Here is a 17,438-nt window from a genome sequence, read left to right as displayed (position 1 = left end):
GATGGATCAATTACCTGTAATCATCCCGATGACGCTACTAATTTTCTCGCTGCTCACGCCGCTTCTTGGACAAGTTTGGGGGGGCTCGGTTTTTGCAGCCACACTATGTGGAGTTTTTATCTCTACGATCGCCTCATTCTTGGCACTCGATCGAGTTTTAACACATGGAACCTTGTACTACGATCTAGGAGGGTGGGCTCCACCAGTCGGGATCGAATACGTCGTCGATGAAGTAGCGGCATATGTATGCGTTGTGATCACCACAGTTTCATTCCTAGTGCTTATCTCAACACGCCGATGGGTCCTGAAAGAATCTGCTGACCGTAGTACCGGAATTTTCTACTCTCTCGTGCTCCTCCTTTTGGGAGGTCTGACGGGAATCGTTGTAACTGGAGATTTATTCAACCTTTTCGTCTTCCTTGAAATCTCCTCTCTCTCCGCCTACGCTCTGGTCTTCATTGGTGGCCGTAACGCGATGCTCGCAGGGTTTCGCTATCTAATCATCGGATCCATCGGAGGGGCTTTTTATCTCCTGGGTGTCGGTTTCATCTATTTCGCAACAGGTACTTTAAATATGGAAGAGGCTCGCCTACTACTTCCCGATGCGGAAGCCACACGTGCTGTTCAAGCTGGTGCCGTCCTCATATTTGCAGGGCTAGGCCTCAAAATGGGGCTTGTCCCCATGCATTTTTGGCTACCAGATGCATATCAGCATGCTCCTTCCTCTGTGAACTCACTCATCTCTCCCATCATGACCAAGGTCGCTGCATACGCTATGTTAAGAATGTTTTTGAGCGTGTTCCCTCATGGATACCTTACTGACATTGTCCCTGTCGCCGATGCACTCGTCATCCTTGGTCTTATCGGAATTGCATTTGGCTCGATTGCCGCAGCAAGCCAAACAGATATTCGTAGGATGTTGGCATATAGCAGCATCAGTCAGTTAGCCTTAATCGCGGTTGGAATTGGTCTCGCGACGCCACTTGCCTTCGTTGCCGCACTTTTGCATATCGTTAATCATGCTGCCATGAAGTCGACTCTCTTTCTTGCAGCAGCGTCAATACGTCTACAAGTTGGGCTACAAAAGGTCCATAATTTTGCGGGTTTGGGGCGAAGTATGCCCGTTACAATGGCAGCCTTCACCCTAGCTGCAATCTCGATGGTGGGAATACCTCCTACTGCTGGATTCTTCAGTAAGTGGTACATGATTCAAGCAGGATTGAATCAAGGCGATTGGGCAGTAGTAGTCGTAGTACTCCTAAGTAGCCTGCTAACCGCGGTGTATTTGTTCAAGGTGCTAGAGCAGGCTTATCTTAGACCCGCGAAATCCAACATAGTTCATGATAGCCACGATGAGACACCTAGTTCAGCTATACGCACAGAAGTTGCACGTGCCAAAGAATCTCAGATTGATGTGTGGGCACCTTTAATCATACTTGCTGTCGCAATTGTGGCAATCGGTGTCTTTAACGTAGTCATCATTGATAACATCCTGAGGCCAGGGGTGTCATGAACGAAATTTTCTCATCTCCTCTACCTTTAATCGCTGTCCTGATCCCAGTCGGTGCCGCCATGCTCATTGCTCTAACGACGTCCCGTCATCCAAACCTCAGGGATTCTTGGTCGACCGTAGCCGCAATCCTACTCGTCGCAGTCGTTTTGTTAATGCTGAACGAAACACGTCAAGGCCGACTCGCGCAAATGACAATCATTGAACTCTCACCTGGTATCGATATCGCGCTACGTGCTGACCCAGCGGGCATGATTTTCGGCGGTCTTGCATCAGGTCTATGGATATTGGCTGGCGTGTACGCAGTAGGCTACATGCGCGGTGGGAACGAACATAAACAAACGCGTTTCTTCTCTGCGTTTGCCCTCAGTATTAGCGCGGCAATTGGAGTAGCTCTCGCGGAAAATCTCCTCACATTTGTGCTATTTTATGAATTGCTAACTCTGTCTACCTACCCTCTAGTAACCCACAGGGAAACGGAAGAAGCCATCGTTGCAGGTCGAAAGTATTTGACCTACACATTATCCGGAGGGCTCCTTCTAATCGGCGCGACTGCCTGGATGCATGTGCTTGGCATCGATGCCACGTTTTCAGCTGGTGGGTTCCTCCACCAAGCAGGCCTCAATCAGGCAACTCAGTGGGGACTTTTCGGCATGCTCGCTCTAGGTGTGGGAGTCAAGGCGGCAGTCATGCCACTACACAGTTGGCTACCAAGCGCGATGGTCGCCCCGACGCCTGTTTCTGCTCTTCTTCACGCAGTAGCAGTCGTAAAAGCAGGAGTTTTTGGAATTGTCCGTGTTATGGTATTTGTATTTGGTTCCGCATTACTGCAAGAGATGGGCGCATGGATTGTCGTTGCAGTAATGTCTGGAGCGACGATCGTTATTGGCTCTACTCTTGCCCTCAGGCATGACAATCTCAAGCGCCGGTTGGCTTATTCAACCATCAGCCACCTTTCATACATAGTCCTAGGAGTCGCTCTTCTAGGACCCATCGCACTCACAGGAGCCTTACTCCACATCGTCGGGCATGGAGTGACCAAGATTACTCTCTTCTTTGTAGCGGGGGCTATTCATGTTCGAACCCATAAGGACAACGTTAGTGAACTCGACGGCATTGGCAGGCAAATGCCAATAACCATGGGGGCTTTCACTCTAGCTTCGTTAAGCATGGCTGGAATTCCGCCTTTCGTTCTTTTTACAAGCAAGATGTACCTAGGATGGGGTGCTGCTGAGGTAGGGCAACAGGTTTTCCTCGCCGTGTATCTTGTCAGCGGGGTGCTTAGTGCAGGCTATCTATTCCCCATCATACTTCGCGCATTCATGCGAACCTCGCCCGATCACACGCGTTATGGCGAGGCTGATATGCGTATGGTGATGCCCTTAGCTATCACGGGTGTTCTGGCACTCGTACTAGGTGTATTACCGGATTTTCCTTTCCATTTCTATAACCTTGCCCACGCAGTAGCTGATTCCGCATCAGGACTCAATAGCACGATCGTTGGTGGTGTCCAATGAGAATAGAACGAAGCAGCTTAATTGCCATAATAATTGGCTTGGTAATCTCGGCGGGAGCGGAAACGTTCTTGGTTGACTACCGACACCGATTATTTTGGGGCAGCGAAAACTTTCTATTCTGGGCTGCTGGTGGGCTGTTTGCCTGCCTGGGCATAGTTTGGATCTCTAAGTGGCTAGGTCACGCGTTTCTAATGCGTACCAAGGATCCATATACTGGAGATCATCTCGATACAGTGGAGGAAAATCGAGAAAATGAGTAGCCTACCTCCCGTGATCATAATGCTAGTTGCAGCCGCCTTGGTCACACTTATTCCCAACTTGAATATCCGCAGGCTGATCACGATCGGGGCGCCATTGCTCGTCCTCGGACAATTATTTTGGGTGCTTGATGATGGCTCCTCGTGGAACTTAACTTGGCTTTCACTTGAGCTTGAGCCCCTGCGTGTCGATGGTCTCAGCCTTGTCTTCGGGTATGTTTTTGCAATCGCCGCAACTCTAGGTGGCATATACGCCTGGCACCTCAATGACCGTTTCCAACAGTCTGCAGCGCTGGGATATGCTGGCACATCTATCGGTGTCGTTTTCGCCGGAGACCTCCTTACGCTAATACTCTTTTGGGAGCTTATGGCGTTGACATCTGCTTACCTGATTTGGGCCGGAGGCTTCCCCCAATCACGAGCGGCTGGAACGCGATACCTCTACGTACACATGGCCGGCGGCAGCGTGTTACTAGCGGGGATCCTGTTACACTTAGGGGCTGGCGGATCACTCGATTTCACAATTTTTGAAGGCTCAGTCGCTGGATGGCTAATTCTCGGTGGCTTCGCAATCAACGCTGCTATCGTTCCCCTCCATGCGTGGCTCTCTGATGCCTATCCGGAAGCGGGAATCACGGGCAGCGTATTCCTAAGTGCCTTTACTACAAAGACGGCTGTCTATGTACTAGCTCGTGGCTTCGCAGGTTGGGAACTCCTCATCTTCCTAGGCGTGATCATGGCACTATATGGAGTAGTTTTTGCCGTACTAGAGAATGATATACGGCGACTGCTTGCCTACCACATCATCAGCCAGGTAGGCTACATGGTCACCGCGGTAGGCATTGGTACTGAGGTCGCACTGAATGGTGCAGCATCACACGCCTTTGCACATGTCATTTACAAAGGCTTGCTCTTCATGGGAGCGGGCGCAGCGATATACGCGACCGGTCGTCGAACCCTTACGGCTCTCGGAGGGATTTCTGACCGTATGCGGACTGTGGTGGTTCTCTACATGATCGGTGCTTTTGCCATTTCAGCATTCCCTTTGTTTAGCGGGTTCGTGTCGAAGTCGATGGTGATCTTTGCTGCGGAAGAGGAGCATATGTCCTGGGTGGTGGCACTATTGTACTTGGCATCCGTCGGTACGTTCCTACACACGGGACTGAAGCTTCCTTATTTCATCTGGTTTGGACCACGACGTGATGACATAAAAGTTAATCCAGTTCCCCGCGGCATGATCATTGCAATGCTCTTTGCCGCTGCTCTATGCGTTGGCATTGGTGTCTACCCAAGTGCACTCTATGATGTACTACCCTACGCGAATCACTACGAGCCTTATACCTCAGATCACGTCGTAAGTACTCTACAAATGCTTGGATTTACAGCAATTGGAGCCTGGCTGCTTCGGCACAAGCTCAAGGGCGAGTCTTCAGTAACACTTGATACCGACTGGTTCTACCGAAAAGCCCAGACTCCTGTAAGAGTATTGATCCAACGCCCACTTGAGCAATTCTTTACCTTCTTTGAGCGCTTGGTCCACTTCACTGCTCGCAAGTTAAGCTTGCTTGCAATGGTACCCGCAGCAGGATGGGCCGGAATCCTAAAACGTATTGGCTACGCCCAGCGCAATGGTAATGAAGCGGCATTGGCCTTCCTTGGTCGGCCTCCAATCGGAATTGTGATCGCTGCGATTTTGGTCACATTCTCTATCGTTTTCCTAATCGGCGCCCTTACCTAACGTGTGCTAAAATCTTAGTGTTGGCGACCCCAAAGCACAGGGTCGTACGTTTGCCCTCGAGGTTTACCTTTGGCTATAGGTATATTCGGTCTCCCACAATCAGGGAAAACTACTATTTTTAATGCCGTTACTAAGGGACATGCCGAAACAGCTTCCTTTAAGTCAAGTGGGGCCCGACCTAACGTCGGTGTGGCAAAAGTTCCAGACTTTCGACTCGAAGATTTAGCAAGTATTTCAAATCCCAAGAAAATAATATATGCAGAAGTTGAATATATTGATATCCCGACATCTCCAGATGGGCTAGGAAAAACAAAAGGCATTGGGGGAGAGTATCTGAATGTCCTACAGCGCTGTGAAGCCTTACTCCTAGTAAGTCGTGCGTTTGAAAACCCTTCTGTTCCCAATTTTGAGGATTCTATCGATCCCTATCGTGACGCATCTACCCTTCAATTAGAGTTGATGTTTTCAGATTTAGCAATTTTAGAACGCCGACAAGAGAGGATATCGAATCAATTAAAATCTGCGAAACAAGCGGATAAGGACTTACTTAACAAAGAACAACTGCTCATCACAAATATCAAAGAAGGGTTAGAAAATGAGATCCCTGTTCGGGACCAAGAATTACCAGAAGAGGCTGCCCCTTTATTAGAGAATTTTCAATTGCTTAGTTCTAAACCACTTATAATTGTTTTCAATATTGACGAAAATGACATACACCAAACACACGAAATCGAAAATTCAATGATCAATACTTTCGCAAGCTCTACTATCGGAGTAGCGGCGTTATGCGGGGACTTAGAAATGCAGCTTGGGCAAATGAACCCCGAGGATGAGCAAGATTTTCGAGACACACTTGATGCAGGAGAACCTGGCCTGGATAGGATGGTTAAAATTTCCTATGAATTACTAGGTCTTATTTCATTCTTAACCACTGGAGAAGATGAAACTCGAGCATGGACTATACGTAATGGAATGACAGCAGTCGAAGCCGCAGGCAAAATCCATTCTGACATTCAACGTGGTTTTATCCGTGCTGAAGTAATTGCATACACAGACTTGTCGCGAGTAAGAAGCATAGCAGAAGCGAGAAAACAAGCAGTCTTACGTTCCGAAGGGAAAACCTACGTTATGCAAGATGGCGACGTGGTAAATTTCCTTAATAATGTTTAGAAAGATGAGTTTGATTCATAATTTCAGAAATGAATAAGAGCATCGCACTATACGTCCATATCCCTTTCTGTGAAACAAAATGTCCTTATTGTGACTTCAATACATACTCAGGTATTGAATCACTCATGCCTCAGTACATCAACGCTCTTAACCAAGAAATCGCAAAATGGGCTGATTGGCTTGGGAGTCCTAAGTTATCAAGTGTTTTCTGGGGAGGCGGAACACCTTCCTATTTACCGACACCTGACGTCAAATTGTTAATGCGTACAATTAATGAGTCTTTTGAAATAGATCCTTCCATTGAACAAACTGTTGAAGCTAACCCAGGCGACTGTAGTAGGGAAAGGCTACAAACGATGCGAAAATCTGGATTTAATCGGATTTCCATAGGTGTTCAATCATTCAATGACAATGAACTTCAACTCTTGGGACGTAGACACAGTTCTCAACAAGCAATCGACGCAGTAAAGAACGCGCGCGAAGCAGGGTTTGACAATATTAGCTTAGATTTAATGTTTGGATTACCTAATCAATATTTTTCAAGCTGGGCTCAGTCTGTTGAAACTGCAATAGCTTTAGACACTGAGCATATCTCTGCATATGCTCTCACCTTAGAAAAAGGTACTCCTCTTGAAAATGATGTGAAAATTGGCAAAATTCCAGAACCGGATGCAGACTTAGCTGCAGAAATGTATTCAAGTGCTCAGTCTTTGTTAGCCTCAAACCAAATGCACCAATATGAAATATCCAATTGGAGTAAACCAAATAAAGAAAGTTCCCATAACCTTGCATACTGGAAAAGTAACCCGTATTTGGGAGTAGGACCTGGTGCGCATAGCTATCTTTACGGAACAGAAGAAACAGGGGAATTTGGGCTACGATTTGCCAATTTAAATCCCCCGCGTACCTATATACAACGAATCCAAGGATGGACAATAGATAATAGAGTTAGCTACGATTCCATTCGTGTAGCAGGCGCAATTGATTCTTGCGAAAAACTTGACGCATCAACAGCAATGGTCGAAACAATGATGATGGGGCTTAGGCTTAATCAGGGAGTTAGCGACATAGAATTTAAGGAGCGATTTGGTATCAGCATTACAAGTGCCTTCTCAGATGCCACATCGGAGTGCTTAGAACTTGGGCTACTACAATGGAATAATACCTATCTACGGTTGACGGAGTATGGCCGCATTTTGGGGAATGAAGCATTTATGCGGTTTGTAGCAGAGACGCCAAATGTGGCATCTACGAATATTTAAGGAAGAAAAATGCCTCAATTAGTACTTTTACGGCACGGGGAAAGCGAGTGGAACCTCACAAACAGATTTTCAGGTTGGACAGATGTCGATCTTACAGAGAATGGGCGCAAAGAAGCACGTGAATCCGCCAAACTTCTAATTGCAGAAGGATTTACATTTGATATTGCATATACGTCAGTGCTCAAAAGAGCGATCCGTACACTTTGGATTGTGCAGGATGAGATGGATTTAATGTGGATACCTGTAATCCGTAATTGGCGCCTTAACGAACGACACTATGGTGCACTGCAAGGGCTCAATAAAGCTGAAACTGCGGCAGAACATGGCGAGGAGCAAGTACTCATATGGCGAAGAAGTTACGATACCCCACCACCAGAATTAAAAAGCACTGATGAACAACACCCCAGCAAAGACATTAAGTATTCATCGATTAAATCATCCGATCTTCCTCTCACTGAATCATTGAAAGATACGGTTGCTAGATTTGTACCTTATTGGGAAAAAACTATCGCGCCAGTTATAAAATCAGGCCAAAAAGTATTGATTGTTGCTCATGGGAACAGCCTAAGGGCTTTGGTTAAATATTTAGATAATGTCTCTGAGTCCAATATAATAGACCTCAACATTCCCACGGGCGTACCTCTAGTATATGAATTAGATGAGAATTTACAGACAAAAGGAAGTAGGTTCTTAGGAGATCAAGCCGCTATTGAACAAGCTATGGCGCAGGTTGCGTCCCAAGGGAAAGCCGCAAAATAGTATTACTTGGGTTAGTCCATACCATGGCTTTCCTTATCCTCATCGTATAACCATAACCCGGGCCATTTTGCTGCAGCAGAGCCCGTGATTGCAAGCCCGATAATGCCATTAATAACAAGAGCAAAAGGAGCGCCGATTACGCCTGCTAAGGCCCCCATCTCGGCAGATCCCGTAGAATTACCAACACCAGCAAGTATTGTGGAAAAACTACCGGCCCTGCCTCTATATTTATCAGGTGCGACTAATTGTATGAGGGCTTGCCTTACAGTAAAGCTAACTACATCCATCAGACCTAAAATTACCAAAACTAACAGGGCCATCCAAAACCATGGTGAAAATCCTAAAGCGATCAAACCAACGGCATAACCTACATAGCTAAGTACTACTGCAGCTCCTTTCCTCCGAATATCGCCAACCACAAGTAATATGCCAGAAGCCATTATTGACCCGACAGCAGGGGCTGCAGTTAACAGTCCCAATCCAATTTCACCGACTTGATATACATCGACTGCAAGTACTGGCATTAAAGGTCGGAAAAAACCAAATGACATTACGCCAAAATCTAGTAAATACGAACCAAAAAGAACTTCTTTGGTACGAAGGAATTGAACACCTTCCCATATAGATTTAAGTGAAACCCTAGGCGGAGTCCCTTCTTGAGCACCCGACGCTCTGATTGCAAGCGTAGCAAATGCCCCGCAGAGCAAAATTATTGCATTGCTGGTAAATGCCCATCCTACGCCAACTGAAGCGATTAGAATTGCAGCCAACATCGGCCCTACAAAAAGAGTCCCCTGGCTCAACGCTCCAAACCAAGTAATTGCATTCATTACGTGGGCTCGAGGAACCATCCTTGGTAGGTATGCTCTCTGAGCAGGGCGGCCCAATGCATTCACAGCAGATGCAAGGCTTGCAAGCACCCAAAGATGCCAAACCATTATGGTGTCCGAAAAAACCAATATAGCGATAATTCCAAGAAACAATACATTCGCCAATTGCGTGTAAATTAATAAACGTTTACGGTCAAAAGAATCCGCCATTGCGCCACCAAGAAGGCCAAAAATTAATATCGGCACTCCTTGAAAAACACCAGTAATTCCCAACTGTAAAGCTGAGCCTGAGATTTCAAAAACAAGGTAAAACGTCAGCAACTCGCGCATATTTCGCGCGATCCCCTGAAGTAAGCCATGAACCCAATAAAAACGAAAATCTCGAAAGGCTAAAGCACCTAAACGCGACGGGTTATTTGAAAATTCCGGATGCACCTCTGGAACCATTACCAAACCTTAACATTAATAGTTCGGATTGGTTATAGAGTTTTTATTTTCCTAGTATGTTGAGAGCTGCTCCGGCTCTAAACCATTCGATTTGCTCTTCACTCATCGTATGCCTTAATTCAATTTCCTCTTCCCCGCCTTCAAAATGATGGATCACCGCCCTAACAGGTTTTCCTGGGCTTAGCTCGTCTAAACCCTGAACACTTATAGTGTCGGCTTCAAGGATTTTGTCATAATCATCAGGTTCACTGAAACTAAGCGGTACGATCCCTTGCTTCTTTAGATTAGTTTCGTGAATTCTTGCAAAGCTTCTTACAATCACTGCTTTACAGCCAAGCAAACGTGGCGACATCGCAGCATGTTCTCGGGAGCTGCCTTCTCCGTAATTATAATCTCCGATAGCTACCCAGCTTAACCCTTGCTCCTTGTAGTAACGTGCCACTTTAGGGAATGCAGCCCTTTCGCCTGTTATTTGATTTAATCCTTCCCCTGCTTCTCCAGTAAAGGCATTAACAGCACCCAAAAAAGCGTTGTCGCTCAGGCGATCTAAATGCCCTCTAAATCGCAACCAAGGACCCGCAGGAGAAATATGATCTGTCGTACATTTACCTTGAGCCTTGACTAATACTTGGAGATTTTCAAAATCATTACCATCCCAGCGGGTAAATGGCGAAAGTACTTGTAGCCGAGTTGAATTAGGATCAACATTAACTTCAATCTTGCTGCCAGTTTCGGCAGGAGCCTCATACCCAAATCCTCTGCCAGCAAATCCATTCTCAGGTACTTCAGGAGCAGGGCCAGGAGGCGTTAATTTAAATTCCTTGCCATCCGAGCCTATCAAGCTATCCACAAGTGGATTGAATGACAGTCTGCCTGCTAATGCAAATGCCATTACCATCTCAGGGCTTGCAATAAAATTCATTGTGGATGGATTTGCATCATTTCTTGCAGGAAAGTTTCGATTAAATGAAGTGACAATCGCGTTCACATCACCTTTATTAATTGAAGTTCTTTTCCACTGACCAATACATGGACCACAAGCATTGGCCATCACCGTAGCGCCTGAATCTTCAAGAGTAGACATCTGCCCATCCCTTTGAATCGTTGCATGAACGGCCTCTGAACCAGGGGTTACCAGTAGATCAACTGCAGCCTTTAGACCATGAGCTGCTGCTTGCTTTGCTACTTCAGCCGCTCTCGATACATCCTCATACGAAGAATTTGTGCAGGAACCAATAAGAGTCGAGGAAATTTTCTCAGGGTAATTCTCTGAGATTATGGCTTGGCCTAATTCAGAGATAGGCCTTGCCAAATCAGGTGTATGAGGGCCTACCACATGAGGCTCTAACGTACTCAAATCAATTTCAATAACCCTATCAAAGAATTTTTCAGGGTTCTCTTCCACTTCAGCATCTGCTACAAGCAAGTGTTGGAATTTGTCCGCAATTTCAGCTAGCTCAGGTCTTTCAGTCGCTTGCAAATATATACTCCCTCTATTGTCATAAGGGAATATAGAAGTTGTGGCACCTAACTCTGCACCCATGTTACAAATGGTTGCCTTACCAGTAGTACTTATCGAACTAGTACCCGGGCCGAAGTACTCCACCACTGCATTTGTACCTCCTGAGACAGTTAATATGCCCGCTAGCTTCAATATGACGTCTTTGGGCGCGGACCAGCCGCTGAGAGACCCGGTGAGTTTTACCCCTATTAATTTTGGATACAGCACTTCCCACGGAAAACCAGCCATGACATCAACAGCATCAGCGCCACCTACACCAGAGGCAAAAGCGCCGATTCCTCCAGCATTAGGAGTATGGGAGTCTGTACCAATTATCATTAATCCAGGGAAAGCATAATTTTCTAAAATAACCTGATGGATTATCCCTGAGCCTGGGCCCCAAAAGCCAAGTCCGTATTTCGCTGCCGAAGAACGAAGAAATTCAAAAACTTCCTTACTCTCTGATTTCGCCAAATCTGTATCTGACTGCGCTCCTTCAAAAGCTGTTATCAAATGATCGCAATGGACTGTAGAGGGTACTGCAGTGGTTTCCTTCCCGGCCTGCATAAATTGCAGGATAGCCATCTGGCCGGTGACATCTTGGAGTCCTACGCGATCTGGCCGTAAATTTAAATAGCTTTCCCCTGGTAATAACTCTGCCTCAGCAGGGTCGTCCAAATGACCCAATAAGACTTTCTCTGTAAAAGTTAAGGGCCTGCCTAAGCGCCCTCGCACTATTTCTAATCGTTTTTCAATTTTCTCGTATGCCGAATTAACAAATTCAGCTGTAGAATCCACCAAAGGAACTGCCATAAAACCCTCCCGGTTTAAAAGAGACTCTAATTACCTCTTGCAGCGCACAAGGTTAACACAGGAAATAATTTTTTTTGATCCAGTATGTTTTTCGCAGAATAATAATTGACCTTTTGCTATCCTGATCACATGTATGTAATAGGAACTGCTGGCCATGTAGACCATGGCAAGTCAACACTTATAGAAGCTTTAACAGGAATCGACCCTGACAGGCTTGATGAAGAAAAACGCCGCGGTATGACCATAGACCTAGGCTTCGCATGGATGGAACTTCCGAGTGGTCGCGAAGTCAGTATCGTGGATGTCCCAGGGCATGAAAAATTTATTCGGAACATGCTCGCAGGTGTAGGGAATATTGATCTTGCATTATTGATCGTTGCTGCGGACGAGTCCGTAATGCCTCAGACAAGAGAGCATATTGGAATACTGAACCTTTTGGGGATTTCAAAAGCGATTATAGTCATAACTAAGTCCGACACTGTAGACCAAGATTTACTATCGATAGTTGAATTAGAAATCACAGAAACCTTAACCGATACCCCGCTTTCAAAATCTCCTATACGAATTGTCTCTTCAACCAAAAAATGGGGTCTCAATGAACTAAAAAACACTATCGACGATCTTTTATCGGAATCTGAAAACCATACGGACAAAAACCAACCCAGGCTTCCCATAGATCGAGTATTTTCCATTTCTGGATTTGGCACAGTAGTTACCGGAACGCTAATAGATGGCCAATTCGCAATTGGGCAGTCAATTGAGGTGCAACCTCAGGCCATTAACGGCCGAATTAGAGGAATACAGTCCCATCAAAAAAAAGTTGAACTCATTGGTCCTGGAAACAGAGTAGCTTTAAATCTTGGGGGAATAAACGCAAATGAAATAACTCGAGGAAGCGTGGTCATGCTGCCCGGCTGGGCAAGGTCAACCTCAGCAATAGACACAAATCTAAAATTACTCAATGATGCACCACACAGTATTCGCCATAATTTCCCTGTGTCTTTTCACTCAAACACATCCGAAACTCAAGCAAAAATTCGCTTATTAGATACTAATGAAATATCACCGGGATCAACCGCTTGGGCGCAAATTACCTTAAATGAAAAGCTGCACTTGCTTGAAGGCGATCGATTCATTATCCGTTCTGCTGATACAACTATTGGAGGAGGAACGGTGATAAAAATCGATGCAAAGCGACATCGTCGAAATAGTCCAGCGGTCATTACCGCCCTCAAAAATATTGAATCCGATCAGCCCATTTCAAATATTTACCGCGAATTAGAATCTTTTGAACCTGTATTCTTAAACGACTTGTCAAAAAAATTAAACATATCAGCATCTGAAATTCGCGGAATAGTACTTAATTCCTACTCCTCTGTGGAACCTCTTATATGCATCGACGCCCAAGATAATTCTAATTCGCTAATCTACAAATCTAGCAATTGGTCTAAGCTGGAATTACAAGGAGAAAAAGAACTTGAAGATTTCCATCGTGCAAACCCGCTCAAAAGCGGGATGTCCAAAGAGGAAATGAAAGGCAAGCTAAACCTCAGCAACCCAATTTCTTCCATAGTCCTAGCTAACTTAACTCAAGTTGGGATCTACCAGAATGAAGCGGGATTACTCGTATCATCAAGTCACAAAATATCGCTTACTGAAAGTCAAATCATCGAAATAGAAAATTATTTTAATGCCCTTCAAAAGGATCCGTTTATGCTAGAGCCTCCAAGTATTGAACTGTCTTTACAAGCATTGCTAATTTCGGAAGGAAGATTAATTCGCTCGACTCAGGGCATATGCTTTACCCAAGATAATTACGAAAATCTAAAAACTAAAATTTCTAATTACATCAAAGATCACGGGAGTATCACGGTAGCAGAAGCCCGTGATTTATTCTCGACATCCAGAAAATACGCGCTAGCAATCTTGGAGTGTCTAGATGAGCAAAAAATCACAAGACGTAATGGGGATGCACGAATATTGCTATAAAAGTAGGCGAATAGGTCTTGCATGAACACCCTTAGTTAATGACCATCTAAATATGTCATTAGATATCAACAAAGCGGCATTACAACTTTTTAACGCATCTTCTCTTTTACAAAAACAGTACTCGGATAATACCAAGGCATTAGATACTGCAGTGAAAGCATTCAATGAGGAAAACCCAAATTCCCTTGAAAAGCGACGTCTTCAAAGTAAAACAACTTGGTTAATTCCTCAAATTCCTACACTCATTAATTTATCCAAATCTCCCGACGGTCTATTATCAAATCATATTGTTGCGGCAGTAGATGGCTCTCATATCGATATAGATCGACATTCGTCAATACAATGCTACCTAATCAATATAGGCAGTGCGTTAATAAAGTATGGTGCTGAATCATCAGCATCGCTGCGCAATTCCCCTTTATTTTGCGCAGAGCAATCAGCCTTAAACATCATCAATCCAAAAGGTATCGGAGAACTCCCAATTAAAGGAGCGCTAATGGGCCTAACCCGTACAATTATGGAGATAGAGGCTCTTGCAGATATTGTTGACGAGTGCCCACAAAATGTCCCTATTCTTGCACTACTAGATGGAAGCTTGATCCTATGGGGATTGGAAGGATTCCCAGAATATATCAAGTCTGAATTCATTGAAAAACGAATGTTTACTGCGATGGAGCGACTAAGAAAGGCTTCAGATCAGCGAGTGTTTGCAGTTGCGAGTCACATCAGCTTCCCTGGAAGCTCTGAAGTTGTAAACGCAATGCGGATCTCTTCAAGTATATGCGGATGGGACACAGTAAATTGTGATTCCAATTGCAGAGAACTGGCCAAAGGGCTTCGTAATTGCGAATCCCTAGCCAACATAAAAGATTCGGACCTCTTCAGGAGGATCTTGGGAGTCAATGAAAGATCATCTGTATTCTCAAGCACTTCGAAAATAGTCCTAGATTATTATGGCGAGAACAAAATACGTTTTTTCTATGTGAACATTGGCAGCGAAATTGTAAGATTAGAGATACCTGAATGGACAAGTAGCGAGGGGATTGAATTCGCCCATTCATGCATCATTTCTCAAACAGCCAAAGGAAACGGTTATCCATTGGCATTGCAAGAAGCCCATGAACAGGCGGTAATTAACGGCTCTGACAGAACGACTTTTGATCATTTACTGTATGAAAACTTATCTTCCTTATCTTTACCAACATCCACCTCACAAAAATCGAAAAGTAAACGTACCCGGTTTATTTAGAACGGAGAAAAAATGTCTCGCAATGATTTCAAAGTAATGGATTCGGACATGCATGTTATCGAACCTTCGGATATGTTCGAAAAATACCTCGATCAACGCTTCCGGCCATGGGCGCCTCAAATTTCACGCGCGCCAGGGAAGCGAGGCGGCGTATTCCTTTTCCAGGGGGAGCGCTTACCAAGCTGTGATGTAGATAACCCTCACCGTATGTACGGGATGAGTGCAAAAACTGACGATGCTACAGCAAAAATGCGCTTACAGGGATACAATGGACCATCTCAGCTAGAAGCAATGAACCTTGAAGGAATAGACATTGCGGTAATGTACCCGACCGTCTGTCTATACATACCCAATGGATTAAACAATGTTGATGGCCAACTTTCGTCCGCGGTCTGCCGAGCGTATAACGACTGGTTATATGACCTTTGCCAAACAGACCCTCAGAGAATGAAGGTAGCGGCTATGGTGCCACAGCACGATCCAAAAGAGGCAGTAAAGGAAGCTATACGGGCCGTCAAAGAATTAGGGGCAGTAGGTATTTATATGCGCCCGAATTTTGTCAATGGTGTGAATTTTCATAGTGCCGATTACGCTGAGCTCTGGGCAACACTAGAAGAATTAAATATACCTGTTGGGTTCCATGAAGGTACAGGGTCAATTTACCAGCAAGACGGTTCTGAATTTGGGCACAACCGGCTTATGCTTCACGCCTGCTCTCATCCAATAGGCATGATGAAAGCAGTGATAAGTATGATATGTGGCGGGGTTTTCGAAAATTTCCCTAAGCTACGAGCTGCATACCTCGAAGCTAATGCCGGATGGGTACCCTTCTGGCTCGGAAGAATGGATCGTGACTACGAGTTATATAAAGATTGGGACGCACCTTTTCTCACGAAATTGCCCAGTGAATATTTTAAGTCGAACTGTTACGTAGGAACGGAAGCCGACGAGGCTGAGCTAGGTTATACCGTAGATGCAATTGGCAACAAAAATATTGTTTTTTCGTCCGATTATCCTCATCACGATTCTGAGTTCCCTGAATCCGTTAACGAATTTCTCAGTCATGAAGATATAAGCAAAGAAACCAAACAAAGAATTTTATGGGATAATTGTACGAAACTATATGCAATTTAGTGTAATGAAATTGTGATGAAGGATTCTGATTAGCATGGAAACCAATTTAGTTACTGAGGGAAATGTTACTACACCCCACGGTTTTATAGCGGGAGCTGCTTATGCAGGTATAAAAACTTATGCCCAAAACAAAATGGATGTGGGTATCTTGCTCTCAGAAAAAGAATGCATCTCTGCGGGAATCTACACCACAAATAAATTCGTTTCTCCATCGGTAGAATTAACTAGTAATAATGTCAAAAATGGAAAAGTTAAGGGAGTTTTTGTTAGCAGTGGAATAGCCAATGCTGGCGTGGGAACGCAAGGCATGATTGATGCAAAAGAATCCCTTGAACACGCAGCTGCACATGTTGAAGTGGACCCTATTGAATTGGCTATCGGAACAACGGGAGTAATAGGAGTTGAGCTCCCCATGGCTCTCATTAGAAGCGGTATACCTAATATTGAGATGAGCCCTGAAGGGGGAGATGCGTTTGCGCGTGCAATTATGACGACCGATCGAGTTCCAAAATCTGCAGCCGTACAATTCAAACTGAACGGAGATGCCATTACAATCGGAGGGTGCACAAAAGGATCAGGGATGATTCATCCGAATATGGCAACTATGCTGGCTTTTCTTACAACCGATGCAGCTGTAGAGGAATCATTACTGAAGTATGCGTTAAAAAACGCCTGTGATGATACGTTTAACATGGTAACCATCGATGGAGATACAAGCACAAACGATATGGTTCTAATACTTGCAAATGGAGCAGCCAGTAAAAAATCTATTACAAGTGGAACCCCTGAAGCTGATGTTTTCTGTGAAGCATTGAAAGAATTATGCGACTATCTCTCATACCAGTTGGTAAAAGACGCGGAAGGTTCGTCTAAGGTTTTTTCTGTAAGTATTGAAGGGGCTCGTTCCGTGGAAGAAGCCAGGTTAGCTGCGCGCTCAATTGCAGGATCAACATTAGTCAAATCTGCAATACACGGTAATGACCCAAACTGGGGTCGAGTGGTCGCAGCAGCCGGCTATAGTGGGGCAGAGTTAGATGTAAGTAAAGTGAGTTTTTCAATAAACGACATCACTATAATGGAAGCTGGGACTCCGATACCTTTCCACAGAGATAGCGTTATCGCAATAATGAGTCGCGAGCGAGTTAATTTAACCTTAAAGCTAGGACTGGGAAGCGGTTCTGCAACTGCATGGGGCTGCGAACTAACAGAAGAATACGTGCGCTTCAATAGTGCCTACACTACTTAGATAACAGTAATTACTT

General features: G+C 44.9%; 13 protein-coding genes. 11 read left to right on the top strand and 2 right to left on the bottom strand.

Annotated elements, in window-relative coordinates:
• The first annotated feature begins 1 nt into the window (after nucleotide 1).
• From MK127_00765 to gpmA, 7 genes are all read left to right on the top strand, one after another.
• Nucleotides 2-1,513 (top strand): NADH/ubiquinone/plastoquinone (complex I), encoded by a 1,512-nt coding sequence (locus MK127_00765; protein ID MCH2531335.1) that lies wholly within the window; start codon nucleotides 2-4, stop codon nucleotides 1,511-1,513.
• Nucleotides 1,510-3,027, top strand: a complete 1,518-nt coding sequence (locus MK127_00760) for a monovalent cation/H+ antiporter subunit D family protein (GenBank protein ID MCH2531334.1) — start codon at nucleotides 1,510-1,512, stop codon at nucleotides 3,025-3,027. Before MK127_00765 ends, MK127_00760 begins: the two co-directional genes overlap by 4 nt.
• The gene (locus MK127_00755) at nucleotides 3,024-3,287 is read left to right on the top strand and encodes a hypothetical protein (GenBank protein ID MCH2531333.1); all 264 of its coding nucleotides are present in this window, start codon (nucleotides 3,024-3,026) and stop codon (nucleotides 3,285-3,287) included. The genes MK127_00760 and MK127_00755 overlap by 4 nt, the downstream gene beginning before the upstream one ends.
• Complete coding sequence (locus tag MK127_00750; protein ID MCH2531332.1) at nucleotides 3,280-5,022, top strand: Na(+)/H(+) antiporter subunit D; 1,743 nt, start codon at nucleotides 3,280-3,282, stop codon at nucleotides 5,020-5,022. Before MK127_00755 ends, MK127_00750 begins: the two co-directional genes overlap by 8 nt.
• 69 nt (nucleotides 5,023-5,091) lie before the next feature.
• Nucleotides 5,092-6,192 carry a redox-regulated ATPase YchF gene (gene ychF / locus MK127_00745; GenBank protein MCH2531331.1) on the top strand — a complete coding sequence of 367 codons (1,101 nt, stop codon included), beginning with the start codon at nucleotides 5,092-5,094 and terminating at the stop codon, nucleotides 6,190-6,192.
• A 29-nt stretch (nucleotides 6,193-6,221) separates the two neighbouring features.
• Complete coding sequence (hemW, locus tag MK127_00740; GenBank protein ID MCH2531330.1) at nucleotides 6,222-7,454, top strand: radical SAM family heme chaperone HemW; 1,233 nt, start codon at nucleotides 6,222-6,224, stop codon at nucleotides 7,452-7,454.
• A 9-nt stretch (nucleotides 7,455-7,463) separates the two neighbouring features.
• Nucleotides 7,464-8,213 carry a 2,3-diphosphoglycerate-dependent phosphoglycerate mutase gene (gpmA, locus tag MK127_00735; protein ID MCH2531329.1) on the top strand — a complete coding sequence of 250 codons (750 nt, stop codon included), beginning with the start codon at nucleotides 7,464-7,466 and terminating at the stop codon, nucleotides 8,211-8,213.
• An 11-nt stretch (nucleotides 8,214-8,224) separates the two neighbouring features.
• On the opposite strand, the gene MK127_00730 is transcribed toward gpmA, so the two are convergent.
• Nucleotides 8,225-9,490: an MFS transporter gene (locus MK127_00730; protein ID MCH2531328.1), complete on the bottom strand. Its 1,266-nt coding sequence runs from the start codon at nucleotides 9,488-9,490 to the stop codon at nucleotides 8,225-8,227.
• Between the two features lie 43 nt (nucleotides 9,491-9,533).
• Nucleotides 9,534-11,804 (bottom strand): aconitate hydratase, encoded by a 2,271-nt coding sequence (locus MK127_00725; GenBank protein ID MCH2531327.1) that lies wholly within the window; start codon nucleotides 11,802-11,804, stop codon nucleotides 9,534-9,536.
• A 129-nt stretch (nucleotides 11,805-11,933) separates the two neighbouring features.
• Between MK127_00725 and selB the strand changes: the two genes are divergently transcribed.
• The 4 genes from selB to argJ are packed head-to-tail and all read left to right on the top strand — an operon-like array spanning nucleotide 11,934 to nucleotide 17,422.
• Complete coding sequence (selB, locus tag MK127_00720; protein ID MCH2531326.1) at nucleotides 11,934-13,793, top strand: selenocysteine-specific translation elongation factor; 1,860 nt, start codon at nucleotides 11,934-11,936, stop codon at nucleotides 13,791-13,793.
• A gap of 52 nt (nucleotides 13,794-13,845) precedes the next feature.
• Nucleotides 13,846-15,042: a DNA double-strand break repair nuclease NurA gene (locus MK127_00715; GenBank protein MCH2531325.1), complete on the top strand. Its 1,197-nt coding sequence runs from the start codon at nucleotides 13,846-13,848 to the stop codon at nucleotides 15,040-15,042.
• A gap of 12 nt (nucleotides 15,043-15,054) precedes the next feature.
• Nucleotides 15,055-16,176, top strand: coding sequence for an amidohydrolase (locus tag MK127_00710; GenBank protein MCH2531324.1), 1,122 nt, complete (start codon nucleotides 15,055-15,057; stop codon nucleotides 16,174-16,176).
• A 34-nt stretch (nucleotides 16,177-16,210) separates the two neighbouring features.
• Nucleotides 16,211-17,422, top strand: coding sequence for a bifunctional glutamate N-acetyltransferase/amino-acid acetyltransferase ArgJ (argJ, locus tag MK127_00705; GenBank protein ID MCH2531323.1), 1,212 nt, complete (start codon nucleotides 16,211-16,213; stop codon nucleotides 17,420-17,422).
• Nucleotides 17,423-17,438: the final 16 nt, after the last annotated feature.

The sequence above is a fragment of the Dehalococcoidia bacterium genome (assembly GCA_022449765.1).
GTDB lineage: Bacteria > Chloroflexota > Dehalococcoidia > Lucifugimonadales > Australimonadaceae > UBA2963.
Note: the sequence above shows the minus strand (reverse complement) of the source record. Positions and strands in the feature narration are given on the sequence as shown.